Raw genomic sequence first — 17,135 nt, 5'->3', positions numbered from 1 at the left:
ATACGGTCGAGTCTGTGCTCAACCTGGAAGGCTGCATAAGTAAGGACGAATGAGAATCAGAAAGCTGCCAAGGCAAATGAAAGAAAATGTTTCAAGAACTGGACGTGACCTCCGTCGAAAACGCTGCCTTGGCCGTGCGCGCCTGCTTCTGGCTGCGCTTGATCGCGTTGGCGGTGGCCAGGGCGGTGCGTTTGCTCCAGATCAGCAGGCCGCTGAGCACCATCATGCTCAGCAGCAGGCCGAAGAAGAACCAGATCAGCTTGCTCGTCAGGCCGGCGAACTCGCCGGTGTGCAGGGGGCGCATCGACTCGGTGAAGATCTCCACGGCCTTGCGATCGCCCAGCAGGCGGCTGGCCTCCATCGCCCCGGTGTAGGGGTTGATCTCGGCCTTCTGGTACACCAGCGGATACCAGCTCATGCCGCCGATGCTCAGGTGGGCGTAGGCGTTGCTGGGAAAACCGACATAGTCGACGGTGAAGCCGGGGATCTCGCGCTGGGTGATCCTCACCGCTTCGTCCGGGCTGATCATCGGCGCGGGGCTGCCGTCGGCGGTCAGTGGCACCGTTTCGCGGGCTACCACCGGAATGATGGGCTGGCTGGAGATGGCGATATGGTTGTCGGCGAGCAGCGCCTTGACCAGGAACCAGGTGCCGGTGATGGAGATCACCGCGATGAACCAGATCGACCAGATGCCGCTCAGGCGGTGGAAATCGCCCCAGAAGATCCGCGCGCCCTGGTTGAAGCGCAGGGTCGGCTTGAAGAAGCCTTTCCAGAAGCGCTTGTAGATCACCAGGCCGGTGACCAGCGACGCCAGCATCGGCAGGCCGAGCAGCGACACCAGGTACCAGCCCCAGCTGTAGCCGTTGGTGTGGGGCACCAGCCACCAGCCGTGCAGGGCGCGGGTGAACTCTTCGAAGTTGAACGATGGCGGGACGCCCTGGATGTGCCCGGTGTAGGGGTTGACGTAGACCCTCAGGGTGCGGCCGTCGGGGTAGGTGACGTCCGACAGCATGGCGAAGTGCGATTCGCTCAGGGTCATCAGGCTGGCCACGGCGATGCCGGGCTGGTCGCGTTGCATGGCTACCAGCAGTTCGTCGTAGGACAACCGTCGGGCCTCGTCCGACGGCGGGTTGGCGCGGGTTTCCGGGTTGGCCAGCCAGACGATCTCGCGGCTGATCACCGCCAGGGTGCCGGTGACGCAGACGATCAACACGAAGAACCAGATGGGCAGGGCCAGCCAGCTGTGCACGAGGAACCAGATTTTCGAGCGTGACTTTTTCGACATGGGGTACGCAGTGTCAATGGCGAAGTTCAGGGGCAAAAGCCCGGCCGTATCAGAAAGAGACGCATGAGCAGGGCAAAACCTGATGGATCAATTGCAAGCAAGTGTTTCCAGGGCGTCCCGCACTGGCGATGCAAGCGCTCGTGGGAGCGGGCTTGCCCCGCGATCACCGGCAAGGCCGGTGCCAGGCGCTGCAGTGCCGGTCTTGTTCCTGTATGGGGACTAATTTGCCTGCCCCTCGAAACGTCCTCCTATCACCGGACACGAGCGTGCCCCTGGGTCGCCGGTCCCTTTATCGAATGTGTACAGGAGGCCCGTCATGGGTGTTGCTGTGGGATTTACAGTGCGTCCGCTGTTGCCGGAGCAGGGACGTTTGCCGTTGCTGGTGGAGGCGGGTGACGACGACACCAGCCTGTTGGAGGTGTTCGACGAGCTCAAGGCGCTGGTGGATGAGCACCTGCCGCGCGACGGCGGCATCCTGTTCCGCGGGTTCCGCCTGGAGGGCGCCGAGCAGTTCCGCCAGTTCGCCGCCAGCTTCGGTCACCCCCTGCTCAACTACGAGTTCGGCTCGACGCCGCGCACCAACGTTACCCAGGGGGTCTACACCTCCACCGAGTACCCGGCGCACCAGCATATTCCGCTGCACAATGAACAGGCCTATTCCCGCGACTGGCCGATGAAGATCTGGTTCTACAGCATGATCGCCGCGCGCAGTGGCGGCGAGACGCCGATCGCCGACAGCCGCGAGGTCTATCGCCGCGTGCCGGCGCATATTCGCGAGCGTTTCGTCAGCAAGGGGCTGATGTACGTGCGCAACTTCGGCAACGGGCTGGATGTGTCGTGGGAGGATGTATTCAATACCGATGACCCGCAGGAGGTCGAAGCCTACTGCAAGGATCATGGCATCACCTGCGAATGGAAAGATGACGGCGAGCTGCGTACCCGTCAGGTGTGCCAGGCGGTGGCTCGGCACCCGGTGACCGGCGACATGGTCTGGTTCAACCAGGCGCACCTGTTCCATATTTCCAACCTGCCGCCCGAGGTGCGGGAAAGTCTGCTGGATATCGTCGATGAGGAAGACCTGCCGCGTAACGTCTACTACGGCGACGGTTCGCCCATCGAGGACGAGGTGCTCGAAGAGATCCGCCAGGTGCTGGAAGACTGCAAGATCAGCTTCCCCTGGCAGGAGGGCGACGTGATGATGCTCGACAATATGCTCGCCGCCCATGCCCGCGCGCCGTTCGAAGGCCCGCGCAAGGTGATCGTGGCGATGGCCGAGGGGCACTCGCTGGATCAGGCCTGACCTGTCGATCGTTCCTGCGGGCCGGCGCGACCTCCTGTAGGAGCGGCCTTGTGCCGCGAAAGGGGCGCACAGCGCCCCATCGCTCCCGCGCCGAGCGCCTGCCGCTAAATCATCCCCCCGCCCATTCGTTCTTGTTGATGCGCCCGGACCTTCCGGTCGCGCCGCCGATCAGCAAGGACCTCACACATGAATGCCGCAGACGCCCAGAAACTTTCCCGTCGTTTCATCGAGTTGCCCCTGGACAAGCGCCGCTTGTTCCTCGAAGGGATGCGACGCGAGGGCATCGATTTCGCGCAGCTGCCCATGTCGTCCTGTGTTGGCCTGAGCGAGCGCGACGGCCTGTCCTACGCCCAGCAGCGCATGTGGTTCCTCTGGCAGCTGGAGCCCCACAGCGCCGCCTACAACCTGCCGATGGCCGTGCGCCTCGACGGCGAGCTGCAGGTCGAGGCCCTGGAGCGGGCGTTCAGCCTGCTGGTCGCTCGTCACGAATGCCTGCGCACCACCTTCGCCCAGGACGGCGAGCGGGCGTTGCAGCGGGTGGCGGAGCCTGCGCCGGTGAGCATCCAGCTGTTCGACCTGGCCGACCTGTCCGAAAACACGCGCTGGGAACGCGCGCACCAGCAGATGGCGGCCCAGGCCACCCAGGCCTTCGATCTCGAGGGCGGGCCGCTGTTCGGCATTGCCCTGTTGCGCCTGGCGCCCCAGGAGCACGTGCTGCTGCTGACCCTGCACCACATCATCGCCGACGGCTGGTCGATGAACATCCTGATCGACGAGTTCATGCGCAGCTACGATGCCCTGGTGGCGGGGCGCGAGCCGCAGCTGGCGGAGCTCAAGGTGCACTACCGCGACTATGCGCTGTGGCAGCGCAGCTGGCTGGAGGCCGGCGAGCGCGACCGCCAGTTGGACTACTGGCGCGAGCAGCTGGGTGACGAGCACCCGTTGCTGGAGCTGCCGACCGACCGGCCGTACCCGGCCCAGCCCAGCCACCTCGGCGAGCGCCTGGAGCTGACGCTCGACGCGGGCCTGCGCGAGGACCTGAAGCAACTGGCCCAGCAGCACGGCGTGACCCTGTCCACGGTGCTGCTGGCCGTGTTCAAGACCCTGCTGTACCGCTACAGCGGCCAGACCGACATCCGTGTCGGCGGCCTGATCGCCAACCGCAACCGCAGCGAGACCGAAGGGCTGGTCGGCTTCTTCGTCAATACCCAGGTGCTGCGCAGCCAGTTCACCGCGCAGACACCGTTCAGCGACCTGCTGCGCAGCCTGCACCAGGCTTCGGTCGGCGCCCAGGCGCACCAGGACCTGCCGTTCGACGCGCTGATCGAGGCCCTGCAGCCCCAGCGCAGCCAGAGCCATACGCCGCTGTTCCAGGTGATGTTCAACCACCAGCCGCTGGTCACCGACCTCAATGATGTGCGTCTGGACTGCGGCCTGCGCGTGGGCTACCTGAGCGCCGAGCAGCTGGCCGGCAGCCGTCGCCAGCATGCCGCCACCAGCGACCTGATGCTCGACACCCGGGAGGAGGGCGAGCAGTTGTTCGCCGCCTTCACCTATGCCACCGACCTCTTCGACGAAACCACCATCGCCGCCCTGGCCGGGCACTGGCGCAACCTGCTGCGCGCGGTCTGCCAGGCGCCGCGTCAGCGCCTGGGCGAATTGCCGCTGCTGGCCGAGGCCGAGCGTCAGGCGCTGCTGTGCCCGGTGGCCGAGGTGCCGCCGCTGGTGCCGGTGCAGCGCCTGTTCGAAGCCCAGGCCGCCCGCAGCGGCGAGGCACTGGCGCTGATCCTGGCCGACGGCGCCGCGGCGCCGTCGATGAGCTACGTCGAACTCAGCGCCCGCAGCAATCGCCTGGCCCATCACCTGCGCCGCCAGGGCGTCGGCCCCGATGTGCTGGTGGGCGTGGCCCTGGACCGCTCGCTGGACCTGGCCGTGGCCCTGCTGGCCGTGCTCAAGGCCGGCGGCGCCTATGTGCCGCTGGACCTGCAGGCCCCGGCCGAACGCCTGGGCCATGTCTTCGAGGACAGCGGCCTGCAATGGCTGCTGACCACCACCGCCCAGTTGCCCGGCCTGCCAGCGCAGGATGGGCTGCGTTGCCTGTGCCTGGACCAGCTGGCGCTGGACGATGAGTCGGCGGGCGACCTGGCGCTGACCGTCACGCGCGACAACCTGGCTTATGTGATCTACACCTCCGGCTCCACCGGCCGGCCCAAGGGCGTGGCCATCAGCCACGGCGCCCTGAGTGAGTTCATCGCCCGCGCCATCGACTACAGCGACCTGCGCGAAGGCGACCGCGTCCTGCAGTTCGCCACCAGCAGCTTCGACGGCTTCGTCGAGCAGTTTTTCCCGCCGCTGTGTCACGGCGCCTGCGTGGTGCTGCGCGATACCCGCCTGTGGGACAGCGCCGCCCTGCACGAGGTGCTGATCAGCCACGGCGTGACCCTGGCCGACCTGCCGGCCGCCTACTGGTACTGGCTGGTGCAGGACTTCGCGGCGCGTCCACCGGCCAACTACGGTGCGCTGCGCCAGATCCATGTCGGCGGCGAGGCGATGGCGGTGGACGGCCTGCGCTTGTGGCAACTGGCTGGGCTGGGCCATGTACGGCTGCTCAACACCTATGGCCCGACCGAGGCCACGGTGGTCTCGACCATTCACGACTGCACCGGGCTCGGCCACGAGGCGGTGTCCTGGCGCGGTATCCCCATCGGCCAGGGCCTGGCGCAGCGCCGGCTGTACATCCTCGACGATGACCTCGAACTGCTGCCGCAGGGCGCCGTGGGCGAGCTGTACATCGGCGGCCCGGGCCTGGCCCGCGGCTACCACGGTCAACCAGCGCTGAGCGCCCAGCGCTTCGTCGCCGATCCATTCGCCCATGGCGAGCGCCTGTACCGCACCGGCGACCGTGCGCGCCTGGGCGCCGACGGCGCCATCGAATACATCGGCCGTGTTGATCACCAGGTCAAGGTGCGGGGCTTCCGCATCGAACTCGGCGAGATCGAGGCGCGCCTGCAGCAGTGCCCGGGCGTGCGTGAGGCGGTGGTGCTGGCCTTGCCGATGACCGGCGGCCTGCAACTGGTCGCCTACGTGGTGCCCGACGCCGCCGAACAGGATGCCGCTGAACAGGCGCGGCTCCGCCAGCAGGTGCGCAGCCTGCTCAAGGCGCGCCTGCCCGAATACATGGTGCCGGGCCACCTGTTGCTGTTGCCGCGCCTGCCCCTGACGCCCAGCGGCAAGCTGGACCGCAAGGCCCTGCCGGCACCGGACCCCAGCGCGTTGCAGGCTGAGTATCGGGCGCCGCAGAGCGCCATCGAGCAGCAGCTGGCGCAGATCTGGATGCAGGTGCTGGGCGTGGCCAAGGTCGGCCTGGACGATCACTTCTTCGAGCTGGGCGGGCACTCGTTGCTGGCCGCCCAGGTGCTGGCACGGATCAAGGACCAGCTGGGCCTGGTGCTGCCGTTGCGCAGCCTGTTCGAACACCCGGCGCTGGGCGACCTGGCCGCCGAGCTGGGCCGCCTGGAGGGCGGCGATAAGGATGACGACTGGTCGGATATGGATGCGTTCATGAGTTCGTTGGAAGGGGTTGAGGCATGAGTGGCAACATGGCGGTACGCATTGCGAAACGGTTCGTCAGCCTGCCCCTGGAGCAGCGCCGGCAGTTCCTCGCCAAGCTGCGCGAGGACGGCAAGGACTTCAGCCTGTTGCCGGTGGTCGAGTCGCGTCACGACTTCGCCAGCATCCCCCTGTCCTTCGCCCAGCAGCGCCTGCTGTTCCTCTGGCAGCTGGAGCCGCACAGCGCGGCCTACAACATGGCGGCCGGCCTGCGCCTGAGCGGCCGGCTCGACGTGGCGGCCCTGCAGCGTTCGTTCGAGCACCTGGTGGCGCGCCACGAGGCGCTGCGCACGGTGTTCCAGGTCGATGGCGAACAGCCGCGCCAGGTGATCCTCGAGACCCAGGCCGTGCCGTTGGAACAGGTCGATCTCACCGCTGTCGCCAGCGAGCGGCGCGAGGCCGAGCTGGCCGCGCAGGTGCGCGAGGCCAGCCACCAACCCTTCGACCTGCTGCACGGGCCGCTGCTGCGCGCCAGCCTGTACCGGCTGGCGGCCGAAGACTACGTGCTGCTGGTGAGCATGCACCACATCGTCTCCGACGGCTGGTCGATGGACGTGATGGTCAAGGAATTCGTGCACAGCTACCAGGCCTTCAGCCAGGGCCAGGCGCCGCAGTTGCCGGCGCTTGAGGTGCAGTACGCCGACTATGCGATCTGGCAGCGCAGCTGGCTGGAGGCCGGGGAGGGCGAGCGCCAGCTCGACTACTGGCGCCAGCAGCTGGGCCAGGAGCAGCCGCTGCTGGAGGTGGCCGCTGACTTTGCCCGCCCGCTGACCCAGAGCTTCGACGGCCAGACCCTGAGCTTCGACTTCGGCGCCGAGCTGTCCCGACGCCTGGGCGGCTACGCCCGCGCCCAGGGCATGACCCTGTTCATGCTGGTGCTGGCGGGCTTCTCGCTGTTCCTCTCGCGCCAGGCCGGGCAGCGCGATATCCGCATCGGCGTGCCCAACGCCAACCGCGGCCGCGCCGAGGTCGAGGGGCTGATCGGTTTCTTCGTCAACACCCAGGTGCTGCGCTGCCAGGTGGACGAGCGCCTGAGTTTCGACGACCTGCTGGCCCAGGTGCGCGAGGCGGTGCTTGGTGCCCAGGCGCACCAGGAACTGCCGTTCGAGCAACTGGTGGACGCACTGGTGCCAGAGCGCAACCTGGGCCACAACCCGCTGTTCCAGGTCAAGTTCAACCAGAACGTCGGCATGCAGCGCCAGCGCTCGCTGGCCCTGCCGGGCCTGAGCGTCGCCGAGTACCCGCTGGACAAGGTCGGCACCCACTTCGACCTGGCGCTGGACATCACCGACGACGGCCAACTGATCCATGGCGAGATGACCTTCGCCAGCGACCTCTACCAGCGCGCCACGGTGGAGGCGTTCATTCCGGCGTTCATCGAGCTGCTGGGCCAGTTGCTCGACGCGCCGCAACTGCCGCTGCATCGCCTGGCCGCGCCGCTGCGTGTCGGGCAGGAGTCGGAGCGCGAGGCGCCGGCACTGGTGCTGGAGCAGTGGCAGCAGCAGGTGCAACGCCAGCCCGAGGCGCTCGCCGCCCGCAGCCTGGAGCACAGCCTGAGCTTCGACGCCCTCGATCAGGCCGCCAACCGCCTGGCCCATCACCTGCAACACCAGGGCGTGACCCGTGGTCAGCCGGTGGCGGTGCTGATGGAGCGTTCGCTGGACTGGTTGACCTGCATGCTCGGCATTCTCAAGGCTGGCGCCGTGTACATGCCGCTGGACACCAAGGCGCCTGAAGCGCGTCTGCGGCAGATGCTCGACGCGGCGCAGGCCAAGGTGCTGTTGTGCGCCGCCGGCGATGCGCGCCTGACCAGCCTGGCCAGCGCCGAGCGTCAGGCGCTGGCCTACGTACCAGCGCAGTGGCAGGACCTGCCGGCCAGCGCACCGGCCATCACCCTGTGGGCCGAATCGCCGGCCTATGTGATCCACACCTCCGGCTCCACCGGCCAGCCCAAAGGGGTGCTGGTCAGCCATGGCGCCCTGGCCAGCTACGTCGCCGGCCTGCTTGAGCGTCTGGCGCCAGCGCCGGAGGCGAGCATGGCGCTGGTCTCGACCATCGCCGCCGACCTGGGCCACACCGTGCTGTTCGGCGCCCTGTGCGGCGGGCACCTGCTGCACGTGCTGCCCGAGGCGCTGGGCTTCGACCCGGATGCCTTCGCCCGCTACATGGCCGAACACCGGGTCGGTGTGCTGAAGATCGTCCCCGGGCACCTCGCGGCGCTGCTGCAGGCCGGCAACCCCGCCGATGTGCTGCCCGAGCAGGCGCTGATCGTCGGTGGCGAGGCCTGTACGCCCGCCCTGGTGGAGCAGGTGCGTCGGCTCAAGCCGGGTTGCCGCCTGATCAACCACTATGGTCCGAGCGAGACCACGGTGGGCGTGCTGACCCACGAGGTCTCGACCCTGGCCGCCGAGGCCCGCGCCGTGCCGGTGGGCACGGCCCTGCCGGGCGCCCATGTGCTGCTGCTCGACGATGTGCTCAATCCGGTGGCCGACCAGGTCGCGGGCGAGCTGTATATCGGCGGTGCCAGCGTCGCTCAGGGTTACCTCGGTCAACCGGGCCTGACCGCCGAACGCTTCGTGCCGGACCCGACAAGGCCGGGCCAGCGCCTGTACCGCAGCGGCGACCGCGTGCGACGCAACCGCGCGGGCCAGGTAGAGTTCATCGGTCGCGCCGACGACCAAGTCAAGGTGCGCGGTTATCGTGTCGAACCAGCCGAAGTGGCGCGGGTGCTGCTGGGGCTGGACGGGGTCGCCGAAGCGGTGGTCCTGGCCCAGCCGGTGGACGGTGACGAGAGCCGCCTGCAACTGGTGGGCTGGTGCGTGGGGCCGGGTCTGCAGGGTGAAGCCTTGCGCCAGCAACTGCAGGACCGCCTGCCGGACTACATGGTGCCGGCACAGATCCTGGTCCTGGAGCGCCTGCCGCTGACCGCCAACGGCAAGCTCGACAAGCGCGCCCTGCCGGCACCGGGTGTCGCCCGGCGCCAGTACACCGCGCCGGTCGGCGAGATCGAGCAGGCCCTGGCGGCGATCTGGGCCGAGGTGCTCAAGCTCGACCAGGTCGGCAGCACCGACAACTTCTTCGAACTGGGCGGCGACTCGATCCTCAGCTTGCAGATCATCGCCCGGGCCAAGCGCCAGGGCATCAAGCTCAGCCCCAAGCAATTGTTCGAGAAACAGACCATCGGCCAGCTGGCGGCAGTGGCCAAGCGCATCGAGAAAAAGGCCGTGGCGGTCGAGCAGGTCAGTGGCACGCTGGCGTTGCTGCCGATCCAGGCGCGTTTCTTCGAAACCGACATTCCCGAGCGTCAGCACTGGAACCAGGCGCTGCTGCTCAAGCCGACCCAGGCGCTGCGCGTCGACTGCCTGACGGGCGCGCTGCAGGCTTTGGTCGACCAGCACGACGCCCTGCGCCTGCGCTTCACCCAGCGCGATACCTGGCAGGCCGAGTTCCAGGCCGGCAAGGCCGAGGACATTCTTTGGGTTCGCGCGTTGAGCGATGTGGCCGAGCTGCCGGCCCTGGCCGAGCAGGCCCAGCGCAGCCTTGACCTGGCCAAGGGGCCGCTGCTGCGGGCGCTGCTGGTCGACCTGCCCGAAGGCCAGCAGCGTTTGCTGCTGGTGATCCACCACTTGGTGGTCGACGGGGTGTCCTGGCGGGTGCTGCTCGAGGACCTGCAACTGGCCTACACGGCCCTGGCCGCGGGCAAGCCGCTGGCGCTGGCGGCCAAGAGCAGTTCGCTCAAGGCCTGGGCCGAGCGCCTTGGTGCCTATGCCCGCAGCCCTGAACTGCTGTCTGAGGCCGACTATTGGCTGGACGGCCTCGCAGCTGCCGGCGATGAGTTGCCACGGGACAATCCGTCGGGCGCCCAGACCAACCGTCACGTCGCCCATGCCTCGTCGCGCCTGGACATCGCGCTGACCCGCAAGCTGCTGCAGGTGGCGCCCGCCGCCTACCGCACTCAGGTTAACGACCTGCTGCTGGCGGCCCTGGCGCGGGTGCTGTGCGACTGGACCGAAGAGGAATCGGTGCTGATCCAGCTCGAAGGCCATGGCCGCGAGGACCTGTTCCCGGAGCTGGACCTCAGCCGCACCCTGGGTTGGTTCAGCAGCCTGTTCCCGGTGCGTCTGACGCCGGCTCATGGGCTGGGCGCGGGTCTGTGCGCGATCAAGGAGCAACTGCGGGCGGTGCCGAACAAAGGCATCGGCTACGGCGTGCTGCGCTATCTCGGCGAGCCCGACCTGCGTGAGCGCCTGGCGGTATTGCCACAGCCACGGGTGACCTTCAACTACCTGGGGCAGTTCGACGGCAGCTTCGCCGAGGCCGAGGGCGCCCTGTTCACCCCGGCCAGCGAGGGCAGCGGCGCCACCCAGGACCTGGACAGCCCGCTGGGCAACTGGCTCGGCATCACCGGGCAGGTCTACCAGGGCGAGCTGGAACTGCACTGGAGCTTCAGCCGCGAGGTGTTCCGTCCCGAGACCATCGAGGCTCTGGCGCGCCGCTACGAGCAGGTGCTGGCCGAGCTGGTCGAGCACTGCGCCCAGGCGCCGCATCAGGGCGTCACGCCATCGGACTTCCCGCTGACCGAGCTGACCCAGGCGCAACTGGATGGCCTGCCGCTGGCAGCCGGGGAGATCGAGGACCTCTACCCGCTGTCGCCGATGCAGCAGGGCATGCTGTTCCACAGCCTCTACGAGCAGGCGGCGGGCAACTACATCAACCAGCTGCGCGTGGATGTGCGCGGGCTGGACCTGGCGCGCTTCCGTGCGGCCTGGCAGGCGGTGGTGGACAACCACGAAGTGCTGCGCAGCTGCTTCCCGCAGGATCTGCCGGCACCGGTGCAGGTGGTGCGCCGTCAGGTACAGGTGCCTTTCGTCGAGCTTGACCAGGTGCAGGACCCGGATGCCGTGGCCCAGGCCGAGCGCCAGGCCGGTTTCGACCTGGCCAGCGGCCCGCTGCTGCGTCTGACGCTGATCCGCACGGGTGATGACAGTCATCATCTGATCTACACCAGCCATCACATTCTGATGGACGGCTGGAGCAGCTCGCGCCTGCTGGGCGAGGTGCTGCAGCGCTATAGCGGCGTGACGCCGGGCGGCAAGACCAGCCGTTACCGTGACTATATCCAGTGGCTGCAAGGCCAGGACCAGCAGGCCAGCGAAACCTTCTGGCGCGGGCAGGTGGCCGAGCTGCAAGAGCCGACCCGTCTGGTCCAGGCGTTCAAGTCCTCGGTCCAGGGGCAGGGCCATGGCGCCCTGGCGCTGCGCTTCGAGGCGCAGCAGACCCGGCAGTTGGCGGACTTCGCCCGGGACCAGCGCGTCACCCTCAACACCCTGGTCCAGGCCGCCTGGCTGCTGCTGTTGCAGCGTTACACCGGCCAGGCCAGCGTGACCTTCGGTGCCACCGTGGCCGGTCGTCCGGCCGAATTGCCGGGCGTCGAGGAGCAGCTGGGGTTGTTCATCAACACCTTGCCGGTGGTCGCCAGCCCGCGCCCGGAACAGACCGTGGGCGACTGGGTGCAGCAGGTCCAGGCGCTGAACCTGGCCTTGCGAGAGCATGAGCACACGCCGCTGTACGAGATCCAGCGCTGGGCCGGCTGGAGCGGCGAGGCGCTGTTCGACAACATTCTGGTGTTCGAGAACTACCCGGTCGCCGAGGCGCTGCAACAGGGCGCGCCGCAGGGGCTGCAGTTCGGCGAGGTGCTCAACCAGGAGCAGACCAACTACCCGCTGACCCTGGTGGTGCAAGTGGGTGAGCGGCTGGAGGCGAGCTTCAGTTTCGATCGCCAGTGTTTCAGCGAGCAGGCCATCGACCAGTTGGCGGGGCACTTCCAGCACCTGCTTGCGCAGTTGGCGGCTGACGGTCAGCGTGCACTGGGTGCGCTTAGCCTGCCGGTGGAAGACCAGCAGGTGGTGGCCAGCTATCCGACCACGGCGTGTGCCCAGGAACTGATCGAAGAGCAGGCCGCGCGTACGCCTGAGGCGATCGCTGTGACCTTCGCCGGGCAGTCGCTGAGCTACGACCAGCTCAACCGCCGTGCCAACCGCCTGGCGCACAAGCTGCGCGAGCAGGGCGTGGGGCCGGATGTGCTGGTGGGCATCGCCGTAGAGCGCGGGTTCGAGATGATCGTCGGGCTGCTGGCGATCCTCAAGGCGGGTGGCGCCTATGTGCCGCTGGATCCGGAATATCCGCAGGATCGCCTGAGCTACATGATGGAAGACAGCGGCATTCAACTGCTCCTGACGCAAGGCCACCTGCTGGCCGATTTGCCCGTACCGGCGCAGGTTCGCAGCCTGAAGTTGGAAGACGATCTGGCCGGTTACAGCGACGAAAACCCCGAGCACCTGACTCAGCCGGACAACCTGGCCTATGTGATCTACACCTCGGGCTCGACCGGCAAGCCGAAAGGCACTTTGCTGCCGCACCACAACCTGCTGCGCCTGTTCAAGGCCACCTATGCCTGGTTCGGCTTCGGCCCGCAGGATGTATGGACGCTGTTCCACTCGTACGCCTTCGACTTCTCGGTGTGGGAGATCTTCGGCGCGCTGCTGCACGGCGGTCGCCTGGTGATCGTGCCGCGTGAAACCACCCGTTCGCCGGAAGACTTCCACCAGCTGCTGGTGGAGCAGGGCGTGACCGTGCTGAACCAGACCCCGTCGGCGTTCAAGCCGCTGATGCGAGAGGCTTGTGACAGTGCTGATGATCTGGCACTGCGCTACGTGATCTTCGGTGGCGAAGCGTTGGATGTGGCCGCGCTGCAACCGTGGTTCGAGCGTTTCGGCGAGGACTGCGACAACCTGATCAACATGTACGGCATCACCGAGACCACGGTCCATGTGACCTACCGACCGATCCGCTTTGCCGATACGCAACAGCCGGGCAGCCCGATCGGTGCGGCGATCCCGGACCTGTCGATGTACGTGCTGGATGCCGATTTCAATCCGGTGGCCAAGGGTTGCACGGGTGAACTGCATGTCGGCCACGCCGGCCTGGCACGCGGTTACCACAACCGTGCCTCGCTGACCGCCGAACGCTTCGTGCCGGATCCCTTCTCCAGCGAAGGCGGGCGCCTGTACCGTACTGGCGACCTGGCGCGTTATCGCGGCCAGGACGTGATCGAATACGTGGGCCGGATCGACCATCAGGTGAAGATCCGTGGCTTCCGTATCGAACTGGGTGAGATCGAGGCACGCCTGCAAGAGCATGCATCGGTGCGCGAAGTGCTGGTGCTGGATATCGACGGGGCAGGGGGCAAGCAACTGGCGGCCTACCTGATCGCCCAAGACGAACATGCAGACCATGCAGCGCTGCGTGACACGCTGAGACAGCACCTGAAAGCCAACCTGCCGGACTACATGGTCCCCACGCACTTCCTGGTGTTGGAGCAGTGGCCACTGACGGCCAACGGCAAGCTGGACCGCAAGGCCCTGCCCAAGCCGGACGCCAGCCAACTGCAACAAGGCTACGTGGCCCCGCGTACGGAGCTGGAGCAACAACTGGCGGCGATCTGGAGTGAAGTGCTGAAAGTCGAGCAGGTTGGCCTGCACGACAACTTCTTCGAACTCGGCGGTCATTCGCTGCTGGCCACCCAGGTGACCTCGCGCATCCGCCAGCGCCTGGACCTGGAAGTCCCGCTGCGCAGCCTGTTCGAGTCCGCTGACCTGCTGGCCTTCGCCCAGGCCGCAGGCCAAGGCTCGGCCAGCCAGGCACCGGCGTTCACCATCGTGGACCGCAACCAGCCGCTGCCGCTGTCCTACGCCCAGCAACGCCAGTGGTTCCTCTGGCAGCTGGAGCCTGAAAGTGCCGCCTACAACATCCCTTCGGCCCTGCGTCTGAAGGGCGAGCTGAATATCGAGGCACTGCGCAGCAGCTTCGCCGCGCTGATCGCCCGTCACGAAACCCTGCGCACCACCTTCAGGCAGCAGGGCGACAGTGCCGAACAGGTGGTGCACCCGACGCTCGAAGTACCGCTGCAGGTCGTGTCCGCTGCCCTGGATGAACCGGCGCTGCAGGCCTGGGTCGAGGCCCAGGTGCGCGAGCCGTTCAACCTCGAGCACGGCCCGCTGCTGCGCGCCCGCCTGCTGCGCCTGGCCGCCGCCGACCACGTGCTGGTGCTGACCCTGCACCATATCGTCGCCGACGGCTGGTCGATGCCGATCATGGTCGACGAACTGGTGCGCGGCTATGAAAGCCATCTGCAGGGTAAGGCCCCGCAGCTGCCGGCCCTGGCGTTCCAGTACGCCGACTACGCCGCCTGGCAGCGCCAGTGGATGGAGGCCGGCGAGCAACAGCGCCAGCTGGACTACTGGAAAGCGCGCCTGGGCAGCACTCAGCCGATCCTCGAACTGGCCACTGACCGTCCGCGTCCGGCCGTGCAGCAATACGACGGTGCCCGCCTTCAAGTGAGCCTGGAGCCGGGCCTGGTCGCCCAGCTCAAGGCGCTGGCCGGGCAACAGGACGTGACCCTGTTCATGCTCCTGCTGGCTTCGTTCCAGGCCTTGCTGCATCGCCATTCCGGACAGGCGGACATTCGCGTCGGCGTGCCGGTGGCCAACCGCACCCGGGCCGAGACCGAAGGGCTGATCGGCTTCTTCGTCAACACCCAGGTACTGGATGCCCGCTTCCAGCCGCAACTGCGCTTCGACGAACTGCTGCAACAGGTCAAGCACACCGCCCTGGGCGCCCAGGCGCACCAGGAGCTGCCCTTCGAGCAACTGGTCGAGGCCCTGCAGCCGGAGCGCAGCCTGAGCCACAGCCCGCTGTTCCAGGTGATGTTCAACCACCAGACCCAGGTGCTGGGCGAGTCCCGCGAGCTGACGGGCCTCAGCTTGCAGGGGCTGGTCTCGGACAAGCAGACCGCGCAGTTCGACCTGGCCCTGGACACCGCCGAGCATGAAGGTGGCCTGAGCGCGACCCTGACCTACGCCACCAGCCTGTTCGAGGCTGCCAGCGTGGCGCGCATGGCCGAGCACTGGCGCAACCTGTTGCAGGGCATCTGCCAGGACGCGGCTCAGCGGGTTGCCGATTTGCCGCTGCTGAGCCGCGAGGAGCGCGAGCGCACCCTGCATGCCTGGAATGACAGCGTCGCCGACTACCCACGCGGGCAGACCGTCCAGCAGTTGATCGAGGCGCAGGCCGCGCGCAGGCCGCAGGCCATCGCCGCAGTGCTGGGCGAGCGGTCGCTGAGCTATGAGCAACTGAACCGTCGCGCCAACGCACTGGCCCATCACCTGCGCAGCCTGGGCGTCGGCCCCGATGTGCTGGTGGGGATCGCCGTGGAGCGCAGCCTGGACATGCTGGTCGGCCTGCTGGCGGTGCTCAAGGCCGGCGGCGCCTATGTGCCGCTGGACCCGCAGTTCCCCGAGGACCGCCTGGCCTACATGATGGAGGACAGCGGCATCGCGCTGCTGCTGACCCAGTCCGGCCTGCTGCAGCGCCTGCCGATTCCGCCGCAGGTGCACAGCCTGTGCCTGGACCAGCCGCTGCCGGCCGAGCATGGCGACGACAACCCGCGCCAGCTGGCACTGCCGGAAAACCTCGCCTACGTGATCTACACCTCCGGCTCCACCGGCAAGCCCAAGGGCGTGACCATCCGCCACGACGCGCTGGTCAACTTCCTGTGCAGCATGGCCCGCCAGCCGGGCATCGACGCTTCGGACAAGGTGCTGTCGCTGACCTCGCTGTCGTTCGATATCGCCGGCCTTGAGCTGTACCTGCCGTTGCTGTGCGGCGCTAGCGTAGTGCTGCTGGGCGAGCAGGTGAACAAGGACCCGCAGGCCTTGCTGGCGGTGATCCAGGCCCAGGCGGTCAGTGTCGTCCAGGCCACGCCATCGACCTGGCGCATGCTGCTGGATGCCGCCACGCCCGGGGCTTTCGTCGGCAAGAAGGTGCTGTGCGGCGGCGAGGCGCTGAGCGCCGAGCTGGCCCAGCGCCTGATCGCCCAGGCCGGGCATGTGTGGAACGTCTATGGCCCGACCGAGACCACCATCTGGTCGGCCTGCCACTACCTGACCGCCAGCGATGACGTGTGGCTGGGCCGTCCGCTGGCCAACACCCGCCTGCATGTGCTCGGTGCCGAGCTGGACCTGTTGCCGCAAGGCGCGCGCGGTGAGCTGCTGATCGGCGGCGATGGCCTGGCGCGGGGCTACCACAACCGTCCGGGCCTCACCGCCGAGCGCTTCGTGCCGGATCCGTTCGCCAGCGAGCCGGGCGCGCGCCTGTACCGCACCGGCGACCTGACCCGCTACCGCGACGACGGTGTGATCGAGTATGTCGGGCGCCTGGACCATCAGGTGAAGATCCGAGGCTTCCGTATCGAGCTGGGCGAAATCGAGGAGCGCCTGCTGCTACACCCGGCGATCCGCGAGGCCGCGGTGATCGATATCGACGGCCCGGCCGGCAAGCAGCTGGCCGCCTACCTGGTGCTGCACGACGCGCAGCAAGGCGTGGAAGCGCTGCGCGGCGAGCTGCGCGCGCACCTGAAGGCCGGGCTGCCGGACTACATGGTGCCGAGTCACCTGGTGGGCCTGGCGCGCATGCCGCAGACCCCCAACGGCAAGCTGGACCGCAAGGCCCTGCCGCTGCCGGATGCCAGCCAGCTGCAGCCGGCCCATGTGGCGCCGGTCACGGAGCTGGAGCGCAAGCTGGCGGCGATCTGGGCCGAGGTGCTGCACGTCGAGCGGGTGGGCCTACAGGACAACTTCTTCGACCTGGGTGGGCACTCGCTGCTGATTGTCCAGGTGATCGGTCGGGTGCGCGAGCAACTGGGCGTCGACCTGAGCCTGAACGAGCTGTTCGAGCAGGCCACCCTGGCCGATTTCAGCCAGGTGGTCGAGCGCAAGTCGGGGCAGGTCGCCAATGCCCATGACGAACTGACTAAATCCCTGGAGGCCTTGAAACGTCTTACTGCACAGGAAATAGATAATCTGATCGCTTAGCGGGAGACAT

At 67.7% G+C, this 17,135-nt stretch carries 4 protein-coding genes; 3 read left to right on the top strand and 1 reads right to left on the bottom strand.

What is annotated here, in order from left to right; translation table 11 throughout:
• Window positions 1–91: 91 nt before the first annotated feature.
• Entirely contained in the window at window positions 92–1,285 is a 1,194-nt protein-coding gene (locus K2O50_RS15635; protein WP_050706531.1) for a PepSY domain-containing protein, read from the bottom strand.
• A 316-nt stretch (window positions 1,286–1,601) separates the two neighbouring features.
• Between K2O50_RS15635 and K2O50_RS15630 the strand changes: the two genes are divergently transcribed.
• The 3 genes from K2O50_RS15630 (at window position 1,602) to K2O50_RS15620 (ending at window position 17,125) form a co-directional block, all read left to right on the top strand.
• Complete coding sequence (locus K2O50_RS15630; protein WP_050706530.1) at window positions 1,602–2,585, top strand: TauD/TfdA family dioxygenase; 984 nt, start codon at window positions 1,602–1,604, stop codon at window positions 2,583–2,585.
• Between the two features lie 186 nt (window positions 2,586–2,771).
• Window positions 2,772–6,176 (top strand): non-ribosomal peptide synthetase, encoded by a 3,405-nt coding sequence (locus tag K2O50_RS15625; RefSeq protein ID WP_050706529.1) that lies wholly within the window; start codon window positions 2,772–2,774, stop codon window positions 6,174–6,176.
• Complete coding sequence (locus tag K2O50_RS15620) at window positions 6,173–17,125, top strand: non-ribosomal peptide synthetase (protein WP_050706528.1); 10,953 nt, start codon at window positions 6,173–6,175, stop codon at window positions 17,123–17,125. Before K2O50_RS15625 ends, K2O50_RS15620 begins: the two co-directional genes overlap by 4 nt.
• Window positions 17,126–17,135 lie beyond the last annotated feature (10 nt).

This window comes from Pseudomonas sp. 2hn (assembly GCF_019646095.1).
GTDB lineage: Bacteria > Pseudomonadota > Gammaproteobacteria > Pseudomonadales > Pseudomonadaceae > Aquipseudomonas > Aquipseudomonas peradeniyensis.
This window is presented reverse-complemented; position numbering and strand designations above follow the sequence as displayed.